17 protein-coding genes and 3 pseudogenes are annotated in these 20494 nt (G+C 52.9%); 12 read left to right on the top strand and 8 right to left on the bottom strand.

Going from position 1 to position 20494, the window contains the following annotated elements; genetic code table 11:
- Window positions 1-37: 37 nt before the first annotated feature.
- Window positions 38-430 carry a dihydroxyacetone kinase phosphoryl donor subunit DhaM gene (gene dhaM, locus HCR03_RS03155; RefSeq protein ID WP_066644131.1) on the bottom strand — a complete coding sequence of 131 codons (393 nt, stop codon included), beginning with the start codon at window positions 428-430 and terminating at the stop codon, window positions 38-40.
- A 2-nt stretch (window positions 431-432) separates the two neighbouring features.
- The gene (gene dhaL, locus HCR03_RS03150; protein WP_228725080.1) at window positions 433-1074 is read right to left on the bottom strand and encodes a dihydroxyacetone kinase subunit DhaL; all 642 of its coding nucleotides are present in this window, start codon (window positions 1072-1074) and stop codon (window positions 433-435) included.
- A 323-nt stretch (window positions 1075-1397) separates the two neighbouring features.
- Between dhaL and glpK the strand changes: the two genes are divergently transcribed.
- The 5 genes and pseudogenes from glpK (at window position 1398) to HCR03_RS03125 (ending at window position 6867) form a co-directional block, all read left to right on the top strand.
- On the top strand, window positions 1398-2891 hold the full coding sequence (glpK, locus tag HCR03_RS03145) for a glycerol kinase GlpK (protein ID WP_066644133.1): 1494 nt from the start codon (window positions 1398-1400) through the stop codon (window positions 2889-2891).
- Window positions 2892-2938: 47 nt separating this feature from the next.
- Window positions 2939-3656: pseudogene (locus tag HCR03_RS03140) on the top strand (MIP/aquaporin family protein).
- A 145-nt stretch (window positions 3657-3801) separates the two neighbouring features.
- Window positions 3802-5250, top strand: coding sequence for an NAD(P)/FAD-dependent oxidoreductase (locus HCR03_RS03135; protein WP_156991374.1), 1449 nt, complete (start codon window positions 3802-3804; stop codon window positions 5248-5250).
- Window positions 5247-6510: pseudogene (locus tag HCR03_RS03130) on the top strand (NAD(P)/FAD-dependent oxidoreductase). The gene HCR03_RS03135 and the pseudogene HCR03_RS03130 overlap by 4 nt, the downstream one beginning before the upstream one ends.
- A 3-nt stretch (window positions 6511-6513) precedes the next feature.
- Window positions 6514-6867: a DUF1667 domain-containing protein gene (locus tag HCR03_RS03125; protein ID WP_066644136.1), complete on the top strand. Its 354-nt coding sequence runs from the start codon at window positions 6514-6516 to the stop codon at window positions 6865-6867.
- A 57-nt stretch (window positions 6868-6924) separates the two neighbouring features.
- On the opposite strand, the gene plsY is transcribed toward HCR03_RS03125, so the two are convergent.
- From plsY to HCR03_RS20450, 3 genes and pseudogenes are all read right to left on the bottom strand, one after another.
- Window positions 6925-7620 (bottom strand): glycerol-3-phosphate 1-O-acyltransferase PlsY, encoded by a 696-nt coding sequence (gene plsY, locus HCR03_RS03120; RefSeq protein WP_156991376.1) that lies wholly within the window; start codon window positions 7618-7620, stop codon window positions 6925-6927.
- Window positions 7621-7832: 212 nt separating this feature from the next.
- Window positions 7833-8474, bottom strand: a complete 642-nt coding sequence (locus HCR03_RS20015) for an amino acid permease (protein WP_267459231.1) — start codon at window positions 8472-8474, stop codon at window positions 7833-7835.
- Window positions 8475-8577: 103 nt separating this feature from the next.
- A pseudogene (locus HCR03_RS20450) lies at window positions 8578-9201 on the bottom strand (amino acid permease); the annotation flags it as partial.
- A 192-nt stretch (window positions 9202-9393) separates the two neighbouring features.
- Between HCR03_RS20450 and HCR03_RS03105 the strand changes: the two are divergent.
- Genes HCR03_RS03105 through copZ form a run of 4 tightly spaced genes read left to right on the top strand, consistent with a single transcriptional unit; the run spans window position 9394 to window position 13121 of the window.
- The gene (locus tag HCR03_RS03105) at window positions 9394-10254 is read left to right on the top strand and encodes a tRNA lysidine(34) synthetase (protein WP_066644139.1); all 861 of its coding nucleotides are present in this window, start codon (window positions 9394-9396) and stop codon (window positions 10252-10254) included.
- Window positions 10255-10292: 38 nt separating this feature from the next.
- Window positions 10293-10436 carry an LDCC motif putative metal-binding protein gene (locus HCR03_RS03100; protein WP_156991448.1) on the top strand — a complete coding sequence of 48 codons (144 nt, stop codon included), beginning with the start codon at window positions 10293-10295 and terminating at the stop codon, window positions 10434-10436.
- 25 nt (window positions 10437-10461) lie between these two features.
- Complete coding sequence (locus tag HCR03_RS03095) at window positions 10462-12894, top strand: heavy metal translocating P-type ATPase (RefSeq protein WP_187036628.1); 2433 nt, start codon at window positions 10462-10464, stop codon at window positions 12892-12894.
- Between the two features lie 14 nt (window positions 12895-12908).
- Window positions 12909-13121 (top strand): copper chaperone CopZ, encoded by a 213-nt coding sequence (gene copZ / locus HCR03_RS03090; protein ID WP_066644141.1) that lies wholly within the window; start codon window positions 12909-12911, stop codon window positions 13119-13121.
- Window positions 13122-13323: 202 nt separating this feature from the next.
- Here the strand turns inward: copZ and HCR03_RS03085 are convergent, their stop codons facing one another.
- From HCR03_RS03085 to HCR03_RS03075, 3 genes are all read right to left on the bottom strand, one after another.
- On the bottom strand, window positions 13324-13875 hold the full coding sequence (locus tag HCR03_RS03085; protein WP_187036626.1) for a DUF1062 domain-containing protein: 552 nt from the start codon (window positions 13873-13875) through the stop codon (window positions 13324-13326).
- Between the two features lie 425 nt (window positions 13876-14300).
- A complete protein-coding gene (locus tag HCR03_RS03080; protein WP_066644143.1) occupies window positions 14301-14828 on the bottom strand; it encodes a hypothetical protein in 528 nt (175 codons plus the stop codon).
- Window positions 14825-15220: a DUF4430 domain-containing protein gene (locus tag HCR03_RS03075; protein ID WP_066644144.1), complete on the bottom strand. Its 396-nt coding sequence runs from the start codon at window positions 15218-15220 to the stop codon at window positions 14825-14827. The genes HCR03_RS03080 and HCR03_RS03075 overlap by 4 nt, the downstream gene beginning before the upstream one ends.
- 498 nt (window positions 15221-15718) lie before the next feature.
- Here HCR03_RS03075 and HCR03_RS03070 point away from each other — a divergent pair, with 498 nt between their 5' ends.
- The 3 genes from HCR03_RS03070 to ilvD all read left to right on the top strand — a co-directional run bounded on the left by HCR03_RS03070 (window position 15719) and on the right by ilvD (window position 20459).
- Complete coding sequence (locus HCR03_RS03070; RefSeq protein ID WP_066644146.1) at window positions 15719-16381, top strand: vitamin B12 dependent-methionine synthase activation domain-containing protein; 663 nt, start codon at window positions 15719-15721, stop codon at window positions 16379-16381.
- Window positions 16365-18734 (top strand): homocysteine S-methyltransferase family protein, encoded by a 2370-nt coding sequence (locus HCR03_RS03065; protein ID WP_187036624.1) that lies wholly within the window; start codon window positions 16365-16367, stop codon window positions 18732-18734. Before HCR03_RS03070 ends, HCR03_RS03065 begins: the two co-directional genes overlap by 17 nt.
- Before the next feature lie 66 nt (window positions 18735-18800).
- Window positions 18801-20459, top strand: a complete 1659-nt coding sequence (ilvD, locus tag HCR03_RS03060) for a dihydroxy-acid dehydratase (protein WP_187036622.1) — start codon at window positions 18801-18803, stop codon at window positions 20457-20459.
- Window positions 20460-20494 lie beyond the last annotated feature (35 nt).

The raw sequence follows: 20494 nt of genomic DNA, 5'->3' as shown, positions 1-20494 counted from the left end.
CTATAAATTTTTTACAGGACAGTCGCTTCGTAACTACTCATAGCTTGTTGGCATTGCAGGCTTCTTTCGCGGCCGAGACGACTTCCTTTAAAGAAGCGCCGGTTGAGGCGCATATGGCCGCGGTCATGGTTCCTTCCACCAGAGGTGCGTCTGCAATCAAAACGCGGCCGCGCCGCGCGTCGTCCAGAAATTCCAGCGCGGTTTCCGTACTGAGAACGGCGCTGCCAAGGTCGAGGAGGACAACGGCTCCGTCTCCCGTGTCCGCCAGCCGGATGGCATGCTCAATCCGCAAAGCGTCCGTGCCGATTTTATGATCCGCGACGCCGCCGGCGGCTTCGATCCTGACAGCCTCTCCGGCGATCTGCTTTGCAAGGTCCCGTACGCCTTCCGCGATCTTTTCGCTGTGTGACACAATCACAAGTCCAACCATATTTATTGCTCCTTATGAATCTTTTGAGCGTATTGTAGCAGGGCGTTCAGGATAATCCACACCGATGTGGCTCCGGGGTCCTGGTGACCGATGCTTCTTTCTCCCAGGTAGCTGGCGCGTCCTTTTTTGGCCGGGATGGTTTTGGTGTATTCAACGCCTTTTTTCGCGGCGTCGCGCGCGGCTTCCAGGCATTCCGGAAAATCTCCGCCGCTTTTCAGGGTATCCTCAAAGGCGCGATAAGCGGGTTCCAGAGCGTCCACCATGGTTTTATCGCCTTCCTCTGCTTTGCCGCGTTCTTCCACTCCGTCAACCGCCGCGCGGAACATGGAGAGCGCAAGCTTGGGATTCAGCATATCGCCTTGACGCACCGTCTTACCGGCGCGCAGAAATGCCGTCCCGTAAAGCGGGCCGGAGGCGCCGCCTACCGTTGAAATCAACGTTAAAGCCACCTGCCTGAGCCCGGAGGACAAATCGGCCGGTTCAGCGGAATTCAGCTTGGCCATCACGGCGTCAAAGCCTCTCGCCATGTTGATTCCGTGGTCGGCGTCGCCGATTTCGCGGTCAAGATCCGTCAGATAATCTTTATTGGCCTTGATGGCACTTGCGATTTCTTCCATCGCGCTTTTTAATGAGCCTTTCATCATAAACAGTCCCTTCTGTAAAACATACGAAATAAATTGATTTTTAAGCCCTGTATATTTTATTACGAAGTAGTCTTTTTCATTACTTAACAAGGAGTTTTCTGTCGGCGTTATAAATAATTTTCATGCTTGTTTCCACCTCACAATCATATAATACTCTAGATTGGCAGAGAAGTAATTAGACAAATTCCTTTATTCGTATAGACAAACGCCAAATATTGTGTATTTACAGAAGAACAAATCAATGCTAGGATGATGTCAAGATATTTTATGCAATTTGCATAAAATTGAATTCTTCTATGCGGATAGAAAGGGAGGAATTGTAAATGGGTCGGTATATCATGGCATTGGATGCCGGAACGACCAGCTCTCGCTGCATTCTGTTTAACGAAAAAGGCGAGATGATCAGCGTGGCTCAGAAGGAGTTTACGCAGTACTTTCCAAAGCCCGGATGGGTGGAACATGATGCAATGGAAATCTGGTCCACGCAGATCGGGGTAGCCCAGGAGGCAATGTACAAAATCAACGCAAGCGCGAAGGACATTGCGGCCATCGGAATTACAAACCAGCGTGAAACGACTATCGTCTGGGACAAAAAGACCGGCGAGCCGGTCTATCATGCCATTGTTTGGCAGTGCAGGCGCACGTCCGAATACTGCGACAGTCTGAAAGAAAAGGGCCTGACGGACATCTTCCGTCAAAAGACCGGACTTGTCATCGACGCTTATTTTTCGGCGACCAAGTTAAGGTGGATTCTGGAAAACGTGCCCGGTGTCCGCGAAAGGGCGGAAGCGGGGGAACTGCTGTTCGGAACGGTGGACAGCTGGCTGATTTGGAATCTGACCAAAGGGAAAGTACATGTAACGGATTATTCAAACGCGTCGCGTACCATGCTGTTTAATATACAGGAATTGAAGTGGGACGAGGAAATTTTAAAGGAACTGAATATCCCGGCCTGCATGCTTCCGGCGGCCATGCCGTCGAGTTGTGTCTACGGGGAAACGGATCCCACGATTTTCGGCGGCCCGATTCCAATCGCGGGCGCGGCGGGCGACCAGCAGGCGGCTCTTTTCGGTCAGACCTGTTTCTCGGCCGGCGAAGCCAAAAATACATATGGAACAGGCTGCTTCCTGCTCATGAACACGGGGGAAAAGCCGGTTTATTCCAAGAACGGGCTGGTCACTACCATCGCATGGGGACTCGATGGAAAAGTCAATTACGCGCTGGAAGGCTCCATCTTTGTCGCGGGCGCGTCCATCCAGTGGCTTCGCGACCAGCTGCGGCTGATTGACAGCTCGCCGGATTCGGAATACATGGCGAAAAAGGTTAAGGATACAAACGGCGTCTATGTGGTTCCTGCGTTTACAGGCCTTGGGGCGCCCTACTGGGATCAGTATGCCAGAGGCGTGATTGTCGGGCTGACAAGAGGCGCCAGCAAATACCACCTGATCCGCGCGACGCTGGAATCGCTTGCCTACCAGACGCTGGACGTACTGAAAGCGATGGAACAGGATTCCGGAATCAAACTGAATTCGCTCAAGGTGGACGGCGGAGCCTGCGCAAACGACTTCCTCATGCAATTTCAGTCCGATATGATCGGCGCGCCGGTACGCCGTCCGGTTTGCGTGGAAACAACGGCGATGGGAGCCTCCTACCTGGCGGGACTCGCGGTAAAATACTGGTCTGGAAAAGAAGAAGTGATTCAGAACTGGCGCATCTCGAAAGTCTTTGAACCCGCTATGGAAGACAGTGAGCGCGACGAATTGGTTAAAGGCTGGCATAAGGCGGTCAAATGTTCTCTCGGCTGGGCAAAAGATTAAAATGATTCATTCGAAAATATAATAGATTGAAATTGAGGTGTATGATAATGTTACCGTATATTGGGGAATTTGTCGGCACAGCAATTCTTATCATTCTGGGCGACGGCGTCGTTGCCAATGTTACCCTGAACAAATCAGGCATGAAGGGCGGCGGTTCCGTACAGATCACCATTGCATGGGGCCTTGCCGTCATGCTTCCGGCGTTTGTGTTCGGCGCGGCGTCCGGCGCGCATTTCAATCCCGCGCTGACCATTGCCCTGGCCGCGGCGGGCAGCTTTGCCTGGAGCATGGTGCCGGGGTATATCGTGTCCCAGATTTTGGGCGGTTTCTGCGGCGGACTGATTGTCTACGCGCTGTTTAAGGACCAGTTTGACGAGACCGAGAATCAAGCCACCATTCTGGGATGCTTCTCGACCGGTCCGGCCATCCGCAACCTTCCCCGCAACTTCCTTTCGGAACTCGTCGGAACCTTCCTTCTTGTTTTTACCATCATGGGGATCGGCAACGTAAAGGGAGCGGGCGGCGTCGGCCTGAATTATCTGCTGGTTTTCGGAATCATCGTTTCCATCGGCATGTCCCTCGGCGGCCTGACCGGATACGCGATCAACCCCTGCACGTGACCTTGGTCCGCGTCTGGCGCATGCGGTGCTGCCCATTAAGAATAAGGGCGGCTCCAACTGGAGCTACGGCTTGATCGTCCCGATTTTCGGGCCGATTGTGGGCGGACTGCTGGCGTGCCTGCTGTTTAAAGTGATTCCCTGGTAATTCGTATTACTTCCATCCGGTAACAGTGAAAGAAGCAGGGGCAAACAATTCGTCCTGTCTACCCCTGTATTCTTTTGCGGTTTTTTAGAAAATGAAACAGTATTTCGCGTCAGAGCGAAACAAAAAAAGGTTGGTGTTCATGGTCATGCTGGATGTACTGATTATCGGCGGCGGGGTTGTGGGATGCACAACGGCGAGAATGCTGGCCGGGTATCAACTGAAAACAGCTTTGCTGGAAAAGGCTTCCGATATCTGCGAGGGACAGAGCAAGGCCAATACGGCGATCGTTCACGGCGGATATGATGCGAAGCCCGGCACAATGAAAGCAAAATATAATGTTATGGGAAACGGCATGTTTCAAAAGATGTGCTCCGAACTGGACGTGCCGCTGAAGTGGAACACGTCCCTGGTCGTCGCTTTTTCAGAAGATGGAATCCCCAAACTGGAAGAGCTGAAGCATCAGGGGGAAAGGAACGGCGTGCCGAACCTCAGCGTAATCGGCAGAGAGGAACTCAGAAAACGGGAACCCAATATCAGCCCCGCGGCCTGCGCCGCGCTTCTGGTAGAAACGGGAGGCATTGTATGCCCCTATGAACTGACGGTGGCAAATGCGGAAAACGCGGCGGAAAACGGAGTCCGGTTTTATCGCAACGCGCCGGTTACGGGAATCCAAAAAGGGGAAGACTGCTGGATTGTGCAAAGCGGTGCGGGAACCTTTTCCGCAAAAGCGGTTGTAAACTGCGCTGGGCTTTACTCTGATGAGATCAATAATATGGTTTCTGAGGACAAGATTCGCATCCTGCCGCGCAGAGGAGAATATTATATCCTCGATAAAAAATATGCCGATGTTTTTCACGCCTCTGTTTTTCAGCTGCCGACGAAAATGGGAAAGGGTATTCTGGTCACGCCGACTGTGGACGGAACGATTTTAATCGGTCCCACGGCGGAGGACCTCGACGTGCGGGACGACACCCGCACAACATCGGAAGGACTGGCAAAAGCGATTCGGTTCGGTAGTCTTACGTGGGAGCATATTCCGATGCGGGACGTCATTACGACGTTCTCCGGCATTCGCGCGCACTGCGACCGGGATGATTTTGTCCTGGGGGAGGCCCCCGATGCTCCGATGTTCTTTAACGCTGCGGGAGTGGAATCTCCCGGATTAACCTCTTCGCCCGCGATCGGCCGTTATCTGGCGGAGTTAATCGCGGAAAAGCTCCATGCGAAGGGAAATCCGAATTATAATCCGATTCGGAAAGGAATCCCCAAATTCAGGGAAATGACCAATGAGGAACGGGCAAGGGCGATCGCCTCCAACCCGGACTATGCGAAAGTCGTTTGCCGGTGTGAAACCGTTACGGAGGCGGAAATCAGGGAAGCGATTCGCAGACCTGTGGGCGCCAGAACCGTTGACGGGATCAAGCGCCGGACCAGAGCCGGGATGGGAAGATGCCAGGCCGGATTCTGTACGCCGCGGACGGTTGAAATTCTAAGCGAAGAGCTGCATATTTCTCCGCTGGAAGTGACAAAGTTCGGCGGAAACTCAAAGCTGCTTTCCGGCAATCTGTTTGAAAAGGGGGATGGGGCGGAATGAGAACGGTCGATATCCTGATTGTGGGCGGCGGCCCGGCCGGTCTTGCCGCGGCGGTATCCGCCTATGAGAGCGGATGCAGGAGCATCCTGATTCTCGAAAGGGAGGAGGCTCTGGGCGGAATCCTGAAACAATGCATTCATAACGGCTTCGGACTGCATACGTTTCACGAAGAGCTGACCGGTCCGGAATATGCCCAGAAATACATTGACAAAGTGGTCGAGTACCAGATTCCCTATCAGTGCTGCACCATGGTTCTGGATATTACGGAAGAACGGGTGGTCACTGCGGTCAGCAATGTGAACGGGCTGCAGCAATTCCAGGCAAAATCCGTGATTTTGGCAATGGGGTGCAGGGAGCGTCCCCGCGGCGCGCTCGCCATACCGGGCTGGAGGTGTTCCGGTATCTATACCGCCGGGACGGCGCAGAAATTTGTAAACCTTGAGGGAATCATGCCGGGCAAAAAGGTGATGATTCTCGGCTCCGGCGACATCGGTCTCATCATGGCCCGCAGAATGACCTTTATGGGGGCAAAAGTGCTTGCCTGCGTGGAACTGCTGCCGTATTCCTCCGGACTCAAGCGAAATATTGTACAGTGTCTGGATGATTACGGGATTCCGCTGCTTTTGAATCACACGGTCGTCGATATTTCCGGACGCGAGCGTCTGGAGGGCGTGACGGTTGCGGAGGTTGACCCCGAGACGAAACAGCCGATCCCGGGAACGGAAACATATTATGAATGCGACACGCTGCTTCTTTCCGTCGGACTGATTCCGGAAAACGAACTCAGCAAGCTGGCGGGCGTGAAAATTTCCTCAGCAACGGGTGGAGCGGAGGTCGACGAAAATCTGGAAACATCCGTTCCGGGGATCTTTTCCTGCGGAAATGTGCTTCATGTGCACGACTTGGTGGATTTTGTGTCTCAGGAGGCGGAAAAGGCGGGCAAAAAAAGCCTTTCAGTTTGTACAGGGTCAGCTGGCGGAAAACGGAGCCAGGATTCCCGTCACGGGGGGCTTCGGCGTGGCCGGAGCGGTGCCGCAGGTTCTTCATGCCGGATCCGGCGGCAGCCCGGTTACACTGATGTTTCGCCCGAAAGGGGTTTACCGGAACGCTAAGATCAGCGTAAGCGCGGAAGGCACGGAACTGTATTCCAGAAAATACCGTATCCTGACTCCCGGCGAGATGGTCAGTCTGGAACTTGGGCCGGATCTTCTCAGCAGGGCTGCCGGAGCAAAAGAACTTACGGTGAAAGTGGAGGCCTGACAGATGCGGAAGGAAATTACTTGTATCGGCTGCCCGATGGGCTGCCGGATGACGGCCGAGGTGGAAGACGGCAAAATCCTGTCGGTGGAAGGATATTCCTGCAACGTCGGAAAAAAATATGCGCAGGAAGAGCTGACCGTTCCGAAAAGAATGGTTACTTCTTTGGTCCATGTTCGCGGCAGCAGCCGGCCTTTGCCGGTCAGAACATCCGCTCCGATTGAAAAGAGCAAAATCTTCGACTGCCTCAGGGAAATCAGAGCCTGTGAAATCACGCCGCCCGTTAAGATCGGCGACGTCATTATTTCCCGCGTCTGTGGGACACAGGCCGATATTGTGGCGACCAGAGAGGTTTTCTGACCGGCTGTGAGAATCCCCCGCGGAAAGAATTTTTTCTTTCCGCGGGGGATTCTCTCACTATGAGTGTTTTATGGAAAATCTTTTCTCCGTACCGTTTTTCAGCCGCTCCAGATTTGCCCGGTGCTTATACACCAAAAGGCCGGCAAACAGCATGGAAAAAGCGGTTGTAATCCATACGTAGGAAAGCGGAGCGGCACCCGGTCTGCAGTCGCGAAAATAAGAGAATAGGAAATTGATCAGCGGAAAAGACAGAGCGCCGCAGACGGAAGAGATGGAAACAATTCTTGTAAAGGTAAAGACAACGGCGAAAATCGAAACCGCGATCAGAAAATACCGCCAGTCCAGAAAAGCAATGATGGCGGCGGAAGCAAGCACGCCCTTGCCGCCCCGAAAATGAAAATAAAGCGGGTAGATATGCCCCACGACGCACGCAATGCCTGCCAGATAGGCTCCGTACTGAATAAAATACTCCGGCAAACGGTATTGCAGGCAGAGCTGCTGAAACACGGCCCTGCCGACCAGCACCGAAGCGGCGCCCTTTGAAAAGTCGAAGACAAACGTGAGAATTCCCGCTTTGACGCCGACACAGCGAAGCACGTTTGTCAAACCGGCGTTCCCGCTGCCAAGGGTTCGAATGTCCTTACGGCTGTAAAACAGTTTTGTAAAGAGAATGGAAAAACTGATGCTTCCCAAAAGATACGAAACAGCGGCAACCAGCATCGACGGCAAGGCGAAGATGACAAATTCCTGCATTCGGATTCCTCCCTAGTACTAAACAGATTCATTGTTTGACCGCTTTGCATGGCAAAAATCAGAAAATACCGGCGCGGTCTTTTCTATATCTATGTAACATTCCAAGATATTATAATATCACATAATTTCAATATTTCAATAAATATTGTTGTATATATTTAATAAATTTAGGAACCGCCCGGCTTCTCTAACGACGCCGGGCGGTTCCCAGGTTATCGGCTATGCTTGCGTTCCTTTTGATAGAATAGATAGCACATGGAAATCAGAAGGATCAGGCCGGCGGCCGTGAAAAAACCGATTCTGTAATCCTCTACTCCAAGACTGAAAAAGATAAGAATTGCGATGACCGCAAGAGACATATAAGATCCGCCTTTGCCCAGAATCATCGGGGAGATGAACTTTTCTTGCGGATGCCGGCGTTTCAGCCACATAAGGAAGATAATCAGATTAATCGTCCAGCTGAAAAAGGAAAAGTAGGAACAGGCGGAAATCAGATAATTGAACAGCTTCGAACTCAGCAAAAAAGAAAGACCGACCACGGAAAGCGACAGCAGTCCGGTCAAAAGCCAGGCGTTCCGGAAAAATCCCTTTCGGTTTGCTTTTCCAAAGGCTTTCGGGGCTTCTCCGGCGTCGGAAAGCGAAAGCAGAATCTGTACGCTCCCGAAATAGGTTCCAAGCATGACGGAAACAGCCGCGATAAAAATGGCGGCGTTGATGATTGCCGACGCCCATCCCAGACCGATTGCGGAAAGAGCCTGGACAAGCGGGGAGATGCCGGTGTTGACAGCCCTCCAGTTCACAGTACAGATGATCAGGAACATTGCAGCCGCATAAAAAAGGATGATACTCGCCATCATCAGAATGGTGGCGGCCGGGATTTCTTTTTCCGGTTTTTTTCACCTTTGCGGTCGCCATAGCGACCGTGCTGATTCCCGCGTAAGAAAATACGGCGATCAGCATGGATTGAAAGAAGCCGGAGATTCCGTTGGGCAAGAATGCTTGCAAGGAAGAAAAAGGATTGGATTTTACGGCAATTCCGTTCGCTGCGATAAATCGAATGGCGGCGATTATGAAAAACAGAAGCGCCGAGATTTTCAGCACTGCCATTCCGGATTCCACCAGACTGAATTGATTCGTATTCAGCCTGTTGATTAATATTACAAGAACCGTAATGGAAAACGCGGATACGGCAACGCTTACTTTCGGGACCCAAAACCGTATGAAGATACCCGCGGCTACAGCTTCCGACCCAATAGCCAGCAGGTTGGAGATATAAAGCACCCAGCCCATTGTAAATCCGGCGTATTTCCCCAGAAACTGTTCCGCATACACTTTAAAAGAGCCGGTCACAGGGCGGTTGATGCTGATGCTTGTGATGGCGCCCAGAACCTGAGAAACCACAAGCCCGCTCAGCAAAAAAGAAAGAATTACGGACGGGCCGGCCTGACGGATGGAAATTGCGGAGCCCAAAAAGAATCCGGAGCCGATAATTCCGCCGACGCCAAGACCCGCAAGACTGTAGGTGTTTAATTTTTTTTCCTGAGGACCGGTGTTCCGGTTGCTGTTTTTAACGCTTTGCATACAATACTTCTCATTTTATCACTTTAACTTTAGTATAAACGATTTCAGTTTGATTATGAAAAATCCTGTGGCAAAGTACAGTGCAGTCACATCGGCCTTGACAAAAAAGACTAAAAAGGTATATAATCAAATCACAGACTTAAAATGTAAATATATCTGAATGATATGTTATTATAATTCAGGAGTGTCCCAATGAAGAAGAGTGAAGAAATTGAGACCGGTATTTTTAAAAAATACCGCAGGAAAATATGGATTCCGTTTTTGACCGCGGTGAAAGAGTACCGGTTAATTCAGCCGGAAGATCGGGTTGCGGTTTGCATTTCAGGAGGAAAAGACTCGATGCTGACCGCCAAATGCATGCAGCATTTACAAAAGTACAGCGAATTTCCGTTTGAGGCGGAATATCTGGTGATGGATCCGGGTTATAACGAAGAAAACAGGCGGCGGATCGAAGAAAATGCCGCGCTCCTGAATCTTCCAATCAAAATTTTTGAAACGAAAATTTACGACATCGTTTCACGGATGGAAGGCTCGCCGTGTTATATTTGCGCAAGAATGCGCAGGGGGCATCTTTACAAAAACGCGCAGGAGCTTGGATGCAACAAAATTGCACTTGGGCATCATTTTGACGATGTGGTTGAAACGACCCTGATGAGTATGCTGTACGGGGCCGAAATCAAGACGATGATGCCGAAGCTTCACAGCAGGAATTACCCGGGAATGGAATTGATCCGGCCGATGTATCTGGTACATGAAGCGGACATTATCAGCTGGCGTGATTCCAATCAGCTCAGCTTCATCCGGTGCGCCTGCCGCTTTACGGAAAACTGCGAGTTGAACGGCGGCGGCTCCAAACGAAGGGAAACAAAGGAGCTGGTCGAACGGCTCAGAAAGATAAATCCGGGAATTGACCGAAACATTTTTCACAGTGTTCACAATGTCAATCTGGATACGGTACTAGGATACCGGAGCGGCGGAAAAACACACAGTTTTCTGGATGATTACGACCGGAAGGAAAATAAAAACGGCGGAGCGGGGAATCCTGTTCGGTAGCAAATCATTCGGTGGTTTTGTCTAGGGAGCAAATTGTTATGATGCTTTGGAATAAAATAAAAAAATCAATCAATCGGTCTTTGGAAAAGATGGCAAAGGAAAATAAAAAGGAATTCGGCGACGGCATTCCCGATTGCTGCAAGATGAACCGGCAGGGCGGAAATAAACCGGGGAATCGGTAATTCCTATGCAGAAGGGAAGATACTTATGGTCAGAAAGGAAACAATAAAGATTTCAGGCATGTCCTGCGCGGCTTGCGCGACAAGAATCGAAAAAGGGCTGCGCAGGGTGGACGGGGTAAAGTCCGCAAACGTCAATCTTGCAATGGAACGAGCTACCGTGGAATACGACGACGGCGAGGTCGACCCGGAAAGGCTGGACGGAACGGTCGAAAAGCTGGGATATTCCGTCATCCGCGATCCGGAGCGGCAGTCGGGTAAAACCGTCCTCAATATTACCGGAATGTCCTGCGCGGCATGCTCCGCCAGAATTGAAAAAAAGCTGAGCAGAATGGAAGGCGTTAAAAATGCCGGCGTGAACCTGACGACGGAAAAAGCGACGGTGGAATTTGATCCGGACGCCGTGAAAATATCGGACCTGGTCGGCGCGGTCGAATCCCTTGGGTACGGCGCGGAGCAGGCGGAAGAGGTTTCTAAGGACCACGAGAGAGAAGCCAGGGAAAAAGAAGTAAACAGTTTGAAATATTCCCTGATTGCATCCGTTATTCTGAGCTCGCCTCTGCTGTTGGCCATGATTTTTTCCATGACCGGACTGCATGCGCCGCTGTTACAAAATCAGTACTTTCAATTAATTGTTGCCACGCCGGTTCAGTTTGTGATCGGATTCCGGTATTACCGCAACGCCTATTACGCGCTTCGTTCCGGAAGTGCCAACATGGATGTGCTGATCGCCATGGGTACTTCCGCCGCGTATTTCTTCAGCCTTTATAACGTTTTCTTTGAGGCCCCGGCTGCAAACGGCCATAAAGACCTCTATTTTGAGGCAGCGGCCGTCGTGATCACCCTGATCCTTTTGGGCAAATATTTTGAAGCCGTTGCAAAAGGGAAAACGTCGGAAGCAATTAAAAAGCTGATGGGGCTGCAGGCAAAAACCGCCCGGGTAATCCGGGACGGAAAAGAGGCGGATATTCCGGTCGAAGAAGTCAGAATCGGGGAACGCATCATTGTCAGGCCCGGCGAACGGATTCCCGTCGACGGGAAAATCGTGGAGGGTTCTTCCTCCATTGACGAGTCCATGCTTACGGGCGAGAGCATTCCGGTGGAAAAGAAGCCGGGCGATCTCTGCATCGGCGCGACCGTCAACAAATACGGAACCTTTACGTTTGAAGCGTCCCGCATCGGCAGGGATACGGTTCTTGCCCAAATCGTCAAGATGGTGGAGGATGCGCAGGGTTCCAAGGCGCCTATTCAGAAAATTGCCGATCGTGTTTCCGGCGTTTTTGTTCCAACCGTCATCGGGATTGCCGTCGTGACGTTCCTCGCATGGTTTTTATCGACCGGCGACCTGAACCAGTCTATTGTCAGCGCGGTTTCGGTTCTGGTCATCGCCTGTCCGTGTTCGCTGGGGCTTGCGACTCCCACGGCGATCATGGTCGGCACCGGCCTTGGGGCGGAAAACGGGATTCTCATCAAGGGCGGAGAGCATCTGGAAACGGCGTACCGCCTGAACGCCGTTGTCATGGACAAGACCGGGACTATCACCAAAGGCAAGCCTGAGGTCACCGATCTGGTTGTACTCGGAGATTTAGATAAAACGGAGCTTTTAAAGCTTGCGGCTTCAGCGGAAAAGCGTTCGGAACATCCGCTTGGCGTATCTATTTATGAGTACGGCAGAGATCATTCGGAATCCGTGGCGGATCCCTCTCAGTTTGAAACGATTCCGGGCCGCGGCGTCCGGGCCGTTGTGGAAGGGAAGAGTGTCCTTCTGGGCACGCGAAAATTATTGGATGAAAACGGAATTGATGCTTCCGGTGTCGCGTCCGTTCTGGAAAAGCTGGAGAATGAGGGGAAGACAGCCATGCTGATGACGGTTGACCGTCAGGCGGAAGCTGTATTTGCGGTTGCGGATACGCTGAAAGAGCATTCCGCGGAGGCAATTCGAGAACTTCAGGAGATGGGCGTCGACGTTTACATGATCACGGGAGACAACCGCAGAACTGCCGGTGCCATCGCAAAACAGGTCGGTATCGGGCACGTCCTTGCGGAAGTCCTGCCGGAACACAAGGCGGAAGAGGTGGAAAAGCTCAAAAAATCCGGAAAAGTGGTTGCCATGGTCGGGGACGGCATCAACGACGCTCCCGCGCTTGCCACGGCGGATATCGGCATGGCGGTTGGCACCGGAACCGATGTCGCGATGGAGGCCGCGGATATTACCCTGATGCGCGGTGATCTGCGCACCATTTCTGCTGCGATCCGTCTTTCCAGACGGACGATGCGCAAAATCCGGCAAAATCTGTTCTGGGCATTTTTCTATAATGCCATCGGAATTCCGTTTGCCGCTTTCGGATTTTTAAATCCGATGATCGCCGGCGCGGCGATGGCTTTCAGCTCCGTGTCGGTCGTCACCAACTCGCTGAGTCTGAAACGGTTTCGGCCGATGGAACGGTCCGTCAAAAATTAAAGGAGGAATTCAAAATGTCAAAAGCTGAATTGGTTCTTAATGTCAATGGAATGTCCTGCAGTCACTGTGAGCACGCCGTCAAAACGGCGGTAGGTGCTCTGGACGGCGTGGAAAGCGTCGCCGTGGATTTACAGGGGAAGAAAGTTACGACTCAATACGACCCCGCAAAGGTCAATCCGGATCAGATTCGCAATGCGATCGAGGATCAGGGATACGACGTAGTCTGAAAAGGGACATCATCTATTCTTGTCAGCCCCGAAAGAGGTACTTGAAAAGTCGGCCGGCGAACCGGCTTTTCAGACTGACCTCAGGGGCTGTTTTTATGCGATGATCTCTTTGCGGCTGAATCCGATCGACGGCAGCTTTGGCGGGCGTCGAGCCAAAAATGAAAGGCGCGGGATGAAAATTCACCCCGCGCCTTTCTTATGCCTATCGGATTTCGATCAGAATTTTGCCCGCAAGCTTGCACTTTTTCAGGTTTTGCCCCGATGTGCAGCGGATTCTTCCGCTTTCACACAGCTGATCGAATTGGCTTCTGGAAACTCCGAGTTTTTCCCGGATGGCTGTTGCCGCTTTAGATTCGGCGGGCCATTCGGCAGTCAGCTCGATGTCAACCGGCTCGGTGAAATCAACCGTATCGCCAAGAATTTCAATTTCCGGAATTCCCGGCTCGGCACCGTTCCTTTTGAGCAGCGCCGTGTCTGTCGCCCAGCGCATTGCCAGGTCTTCGTCATTTGAGTGAAACCCCTGAAGTAAATCCGGCGCCGGCGCGTGAGGATTAACGCGGGACATGATCGTACAGTTCCATGTTGTGTCGCAGTTTTGGCACTTGAAAATCAGCCAGACGTCCAGCGCTTTCTGTTGAGCATTCACCCGAAAAAGGCCGCTGGAGACAAAGACGGTCTTGGCGCCGCAATGCTTGCAGTACCTAACCGCTGCCGGCGTGCTGAGATAACGCGCCGTCCATTTTATTTTTTTCAAATTTAATTTTCCTTCCTGTAATGAGCGTTTTCATCAGGAAGGAGCAAAAAGGCGGACTGTAAACATAGAGATTTCTCATGAGTTTTCCTCCTGCAAACAAGAAAAAACCGCGTCAAGGCACAGATACCCTGACGCGGTTTTCGGTTTTTCAAAATTACAGCCAGTAACGGCTTTGAATCCAAACCAAGAATCCGGCAATATCCATTAACCCTTAAAATTGCCTAACACAAACAAGCCGCGCAACACGCAGCAAGTTTTACAAGGCATATTTCTTTGATTAACGGATTGTAGACATCGGTAAGCTCCCATCGGTTTGGATTCCGAATACCAGTATAGAGCCGGAAAGATTGAACGTCAACTGTTTTCTGGATAATTTCCCGGTTCTCTTGCTGAAAATGTACTCCGGCGGCGGTCGCCGTGTTTCCTTATATTTTCCAGATTCCGCTTTTCAAACGGTCCAGCCTGTCCGCCAGCGGCCGGAATAAAAATAACGCGGTGATAAAGTTTGACGCGCCGTGAGCCAGGTCGAACGGGATTCCGCTGATCAGATAGGTCAGCGCATAGACCGGCCCGAACAAAACCAGTTTGATCCCGCCGGAGGGCAGGTCGAACAGCAGGCCGAACAGGCCGAGCAGGACGGCGGCGCGCAGTTCCCCGGAACCCTTTTTAAGAAAAACGCGCGTCAGGACCGTCAGCAGCGGCCAGTTGATGTAGTAGAGGACGATCCAGTCGCCCGCCCCGTAATATGCGCTTTCCAGGACGGTAATGCTGGTGAAAACCAACGCGGCGGCAATGCCTCTGCCGAACCCCGCTACCACGGTGAAAACGGCAAGGAGAAGCGAAACAAGTTCGACGCCAATGACGGGGGCAAGCACCAGCTTGACCCCAAAAGTCAGCGCGGCCCATACACCGATCAGCGCAATGTCCCGAATCGCGGGCGTACCCTGCTTCATAAGGACGTTAAGGTGAAAGTGTAAATTTTTCCGTTTTCCAGCGGCAGCTGGGAAACTCCCACCGTCGCGTCGGTTCCGTCCACTTTAAGATGAAAGTATTCTTTTGCGGGGTCGGCTTTGACTCCAAGCATTCCGGAGATAAATTTGCCGTATTGACTGTCCTCCATTTCGGCCTGCAAATCACTCTTTTTATCGTCCAGAAGTTCTGAAACGTAGGATCTGTCCGTCTTGTACTGAAAGGTGCGGTCAATATTTTTTGACGGGATCACTACTTCGATTTTTACCGACTTTTGTCCGCCCTGCGCTTTCGGCGCGAGAAAAGTCAGATAGCCCACAAAAATCAGGGCGCATACGGCAAGTACCGCGGCTGAAATTCCAATTTTCTTTTTCATACCAACTCTCCTTGATGGATCAAGCAGTTTTTCCGTAGAAGGCAATTCTTTGCGCTCTGTCAATTATAAACGGACGAAAGCGCAAAAGCAAGAAAAGAACTTTTCACAGGGAAGCATTGACTTGAAACACCGGGTCGGTTATAATAAAGAAAATTCAATCGTACAAAACGCGATGACAAAGAAAGTAAATCACCCGGAACGTCATACAGAGAGCATTCCACGGCAATAGCCGGGCTGTAAGGAAGCTGGCGCGGGTAAGATTGAACATCACTTTTGAGCGGCGCACCGAGACGGATTCCGTTTAGGCTGCGACGGGGGTTCCCGTTAACGAAACAGGGTATGCGGGCAAGTGCTGCGCGGTTGTACCCGATAAGGCCCGGTGCTTAAGGCGCGGGTGAACGGAAGTGGTACCACGGGATTACAGTCTCGTCTTCTTTTAGGAGAAGACGGGATTTTTGTTTATTTGACGAAAAGCAAATTGGAAGGGAAGGGCGTTTTGTGGGGAAGGAAGAAAAAGAAGCGCTTCGCTACCTTGGCTACCGGGGAAGTCCCGCAGGGGAAGAAGTTCGCCGCAAAATTTGGTACTGCCTTGACGAGTTGACGAAAACATGTCCCGGCAGAAGCATTTGCCGCCGCTTTCCCGTTGCTTTTTCGGACGGTTCCGTTACGGTCGGGCGGCTGGAAATCAAAAGCCGTGATTTGAGCAGGCATCTGGCCGGATGCACGGAAGCGTATTTGTTTGCCGCGACGCTTGGGCCGCAGGCCGACCTCCTGCTGGAGCGATATTCGAAAACGGATATGAGCCTTGCGGCAGTGTTTCAGGCCGCGGCCGCCGCAAGAATGGAGAGCTACTGCGACCGGCAGCAGGAAATTCTGGCGGAGGCGGCGGCGGGACAGGACCTGCATCTTCGGCCGCGGTACAGTCCGGGCTACGGGGACTTTTCCATCCGCCACCAGCGGGGCATTCTGCAGATCCTTGATTCTACGAAACGGATCGGGTTGTCCATGACGGAAAGCTTTCTGCTGGTACCAACCAAGTCGGTGACGGCGGTCATTGGGATAACGGCGGACAAAACAAGCTGCCATATCGGCAAGTGCATGGAATGCGGCGCACAAAACTGCCCGTTCAGAACGGAGGGAACAAATGAATCTGAAACATGATCTGGGACGGCGCATGATTTTTTTCGACGGAGGCATGGGCACGCTTCTTCAGGCAAACGGTTTGGGGGCCGGGGAACTGCCGGAACTATGGAATCTTAAAAAGCCGGATTTGATCGAAGGCATTTACCGACAGTATATTGAGGCCGGAGCGGATATTTTAAAAACAAACACCTTCGGCGCGAACCGAATCAAGCTGCGCGGCAGTGGGCATGGGGTGGAAGAAATCGTCTCCGCAGCGGTAAGGCAGGCAAAAGCGGCGGCAGAAAAAACAGGCGCGTTGGTCGCTATGGATATCGGGCCTACGGGGAAGCTGATGAAACCGATCGGAGACCTTGCGTTTGAAGAGGCCGTATCGGTTTTTGCGCAGGCCGCCGCCGCCGGAGAAAAAGCGGGCGCCGACCTGATTTTGATCGAAACAATGGGTGATACGCTGGAATGCAAGGCGGCTGTTCTCGCGGCGAAAGAAAGCACGTCTCTGCCTGTTTTCGCTACCATGATCGTCGACGAAACCGGACGACTGCTGACCGGTGGGGATATTCCGGCGTTTGTCGCTTTGCTGGAGGGCCTCGGCGTTGACGCGCTGGGTTTGAACTGCGGATTCGGGCCGGACCAGATGAAGAGGTTTCTTCCTCGGCTTTTGGAATGCTGCTCGGTTCCTGTCGTTATGAACCCGAACGCCGGACTGCCCCGTGTCGTGGAGGGAGAAAATGTGTATGACGTCACCCCGGAGGAATTTGCTGCCGATATGAAAGAAATTGCGGAAAGCGGCGCCTGGGTCGTCGGCGGGTGCTGCGGCACGACTCCGGAATATATCCGCGCGGTGACAAAACAGTGCGCGCGGGTCGTACCGAAGCCGATTACGAAAAAGGAGATTACGGTTGTATCCTCTTATTCCCGCACGGTGATGTTCGGGGAGCGGCCCGTGCTGATCGGAGAAAGAATCAACCCGACCGGCAAAAAACGGCTGAAACAGGCGCTTCGGGAAAACGATATGGATTATTTGCTTCGGGAAGCCGTTACCCAGCAGGAGAACGGAGCCCAGGTGTTGGACGTGAACGTCGGCCTGCCGGAGCTGGATGAAACGGCGGTGCTCAGCCGTGCGGTTCGGGAAATTCAGGGCGTCACCGGCCTGCCGCTTCAAATCGATACCTCCAGTCCACAGGCAATGGAAGCAGCCATGCGGGTTTATAACGGAAAACCGTTGGTGAATTCGGTCAACGGCAAGGAGGAATCCATGAGGGCGATTTTTCCGCTGGTCAGGAAATACGGCGGCGTGGTCATCGCCCTGACGCTGGATGAGAGCGGAATCCCTGAAACGGCGGAGGGCAGATTCCGGATTGCCGAAAAAATCCTTTCCACCGCCCGGAAATACGGGTTGGAGAAAAAAGACCTGGTGTTTGACCCGCTTGCCATGACCATCAGCGCCGGGCAGCAGAACGCCGCGGTTACGCTTGAGGCTCTTCGTCTGATTCGGGACCGCCTTGGGGCGCATACTTCGCTCGGCGTCTCCAACATTTCCTTCGGGCTGCCCGGGCGGGAACGAATCAACGCGGCGTTTTTTGTCATGGCAATGCAGAACGGCCTTGGCGCCGCGATCCTCAATCCGGGTTCTGCGGCAATGATGGACGCGTATCGTTCATTTTGCGCACTCAGCGGGGCGGACGACCGCTGTATGGAGTATATCGGACGGTATTCTCAGCAGGAGGAGATAAAACCCGCAGCCCCGGCCGGCGGAGAGGTTGCGCTGAGCGACGCGATTCTTCGCGGCTTGAAAGAAAGCGCGGTTTCCGCGGCGTCCCGGCTTTTAGCGTCGAGGGAGCCGCTTGAAATCATCAATACCGAAATGATTCCGGCCCTCGACCGGGTCGGAAAGGATTTCGAAAAAGGAACCCTGTTTCTTCCGCAGCTGTTAATGAGCGCGGAAGCCGCCAAATCCGCGTTCGAGGTTCTGAGGGCAAAAATGAGTGAGAGTGGTCAGACGGAGAAAAAGGGGAAAATCATTCTGGCCACGGTAAAGGGCGATATTCACGACATCGGCAAAAATATTGTGAAGGTGCTGCTCGAAAATTACGGATTCGACGTACTTGACCTTGGACGAGACGTCGCTCCCGAAACAATTGTGGAAACAGCGGTCGCTCAGAAGGTGCGCCTGGTTGGCTTAAGCGCACTGATGACCACCACGGTTGTCAATATGGAGGAAACGATCCGTCAGCTGCGAACAGCCGTTCCCGATTGCAGGGTAATGGTCGGCGGCGCCGTTCTGACGCAGGAATACGCGGAACACATTCACGCGGATTTTTATTCGCCGGACGCGATGGGTTCCGTCCGATATGCACAGAGAGTATTTTCATAACGTGTATTTTCAGGCAGGCGGCGAGAAATCGCCGTCCCATACATAATTAACTGCGAGGTGTTATCAATGAACAGTGAAGCATTAACAAAAAGCATGCCAAAACGCGCCCTGCTCCACGCACTTGGGCTGACCAATGAAGAAATCGACCGTCCGCTGATCGGCGTTGTCAGCTCCTACAACGAAATCGTACCGGGGCATATGAATCTGGACAAAGTTGTGGAAGCGGTTAAGCTGGGCGTTTCCATGGCCGGCGGAACCCCGCTTGTTTTCCCCGCGATCGCCGTCTGCGACGGGCTCGCCATGGGGCATCAGGGGATGAAGTATTCGCTTGTTTCCCGCGAGCTGATCGCGGATTCCACAGAATCCATGGCGCTTGCCCACGCGTTCGACGCGCTCGTCATGGTCCCGAACTGTGACAAAAATGTTCCGGGCCTTCTGATGGCGGCGGCGCGCCTGAATCTTCCGACCGTGTTCGTCAGCGGCGGTCCGATGCTGGCGGGGAAGGTAAACGGAAAAAAAGTCAGCTTTTCCAGTGTGTCGGAGGCCGTAGCGGAATACGATACCGGCAAAATCTCCAAAGAAACGCTCTGTGAATTTGAAAACAAGGGGTGCCCGACCTGCGGTTCCTGCTCCGGTATGTATACGGCGAACAGCATGAACTGCCTGACGGAAGCTCTCGGCATGGGGCTCCCCGGCAACGGCACGATCCCGGCGGTCTATTCGGAACGGATTCAGCTGGCGAAACATGCCGGAATGCAGGTGATGGAGCTTCTGCGGAGAAACATCCGTCCGCGCGATATTATGACGGAGGGCGCGTTCCGCAACGCGGTGACCATTGATATGGCGCTCGGCTGCAGCACCAACAGTATGCTTCACCTTCCCGCGATCGCGCACGAATGCAGCATCGAGCTGAACCTTGATTTTGCGAACGATGTCAGCAACCACACGCCCTGTCTGTGCCATTTGGCGCCTGTCGGGCATGCGTATATTGAAGAACTCAACGAGGCGGGCGGTGTTTACGCCGTAATGCACGAGATTAATAAGCTGGGGCTGTTGAAAACGGATTTGATGACCTGCACGGGAAAAACTGTCGGGGAGAATATCGCAAACGCCGTCAACCGGAATCCGGAGGTGATTCGTCCGGCCGAAAATCCGTTCAGCAAAACCGGCGGAATCGCTGTTCTTCGTGGCAATCTGGCGCCGGATTCCTGTGTGGTCAAGCGTTCCGCCGTGTCGCCCGAAATGATGACCCACGAGGGGCCGGCGAAAGTCTTCGACTGCGAAGAGGACGCGATTGAGGCAATCAATTCCGGCAAAATCGTCGAGGGAGACGTCGTAGTGATCCGGTACGAAGGCCCGAAAGGCGGACCGGGGATGCGAGAAATGCTCAATCCGACCAGTGCGATCATGGGACGCGGCCTTGGCGGCAGCGTTGCTCTTATTACCGACGGGCGGTTCAGCGGTGCGACCAGAGGCGCGGCGATTGGACATGTATCGCCGGAAGCCGCGGTCGGCGGACCGATTGCGCTGGTAAAGGACGGGGACAGAATCTGCGTTGATATTTCGAATAACCGGGTTGATGTTCTTGTGGATGACGCGGAATTGGAAGCACGCAGAAAGGAATGGAGGCCGAGAAAGCCGAAAATCACAAGCGGATATCTGGCCAGATATGCGGCGCTTGTTACTTCGGGCAACCGCGGAGCGGTCCTGGAGCTTCCCCGCTGATAAAATCGAAAAAACGATTCCTGGTCCGCACCGGA

The organism is Caproicibacter fermentans, assembly GCF_014303955.1.
Classification (GTDB): Bacteria; Bacillota; Clostridia; order Oscillospirales; family Acutalibacteraceae; genus Caproicibacter; species Caproicibacter fermentans.
Note: the sequence above shows the minus strand (reverse complement) of the source record. Positions and strands in the feature narration are given on the sequence as shown.

Excerpts from the sequence above, each read along its gene's own strand:
- HCR03_RS03075 (WP_066644144.1), bottom strand. The coding sequence starts at position 15,220 with ATGAAAAAGAAAATTGGAATTTCAGCCGCGGTACTTGCCGTATGCGCC.
- HCR03_RS03125 (WP_066644136.1), top strand. The coding sequence starts at position 6,514 with ATGCGGAAGGAAATTACTTGTATCGGCTGCCCGATGGGCTGCCGGATG.
- plsY (WP_156991376.1), bottom strand. The coding sequence starts at position 7,620 with ATGCAGGAATTTGTCATCTTCGCCTTGCCGTCGATGCTGGTTGCCGCT.
- ilvD (WP_187036622.1), top strand. The coding sequence starts at position 18,801 with ATGAACAGTGAAGCATTAACAAAAAGCATGCCAAAACGCGCCCTGCTC.
- HCR03_RS03080 (WP_066644143.1), bottom strand. The coding sequence starts at position 14,828 with ATGAAGCAGGGTACGCCCGCGATTCGGGACATTGCGCTGATCGGTGTA.
- HCR03_RS03105 (WP_066644139.1), top strand. The coding sequence starts at position 9,394 with ATGAAGAAGAGTGAAGAAATTGAGACCGGTATTTTTAAAAAATACCGC.
- glpK (WP_066644133.1), top strand. The coding sequence starts at position 1,398 with ATGGGTCGGTATATCATGGCATTGGATGCCGGAACGACCAGCTCTCGC.
- dhaL (WP_228725080.1), bottom strand. The coding sequence starts at position 1,074 with ATGATGAAAGGCTCATTAAAAAGCGCGATGGAAGAAATCGCAAGTGCC.
- HCR03_RS03135 (WP_156991374.1), top strand. The coding sequence starts at position 3,802 with ATGCTGGATGTACTGATTATCGGCGGCGGGGTTGTGGGATGCACAACG.
- HCR03_RS20015 (WP_267459231.1), bottom strand. The coding sequence starts at position 8,474 with ATGGCGAGTATCATCCTTTTTTATGCGGCTGCAATGTTCCTGATCATC.
- copZ (WP_066644141.1), top strand. The coding sequence starts at position 12,909 with ATGTCAAAAGCTGAATTGGTTCTTAATGTCAATGGAATGTCCTGCAGT.
- HCR03_RS03095 (WP_187036628.1), top strand. The coding sequence starts at position 10,462 with ATGGTCAGAAAGGAAACAATAAAGATTTCAGGCATGTCCTGCGCGGCT.
- HCR03_RS03065 (WP_187036624.1), top strand. The coding sequence starts at position 16,365 with ATGAATCTGAAACATGATCTGGGACGGCGCATGATTTTTTTCGACGGA.
- HCR03_RS03100 (WP_156991448.1), top strand. The coding sequence starts at position 10,293 with ATGATGCTTTGGAATAAAATAAAAAAATCAATCAATCGGTCTTTGGAA.
- dhaM (WP_066644131.1), bottom strand. The coding sequence starts at position 430 with ATGGTTGGACTTGTGATTGTGTCACACAGCGAAAAGATCGCGGAAGGC.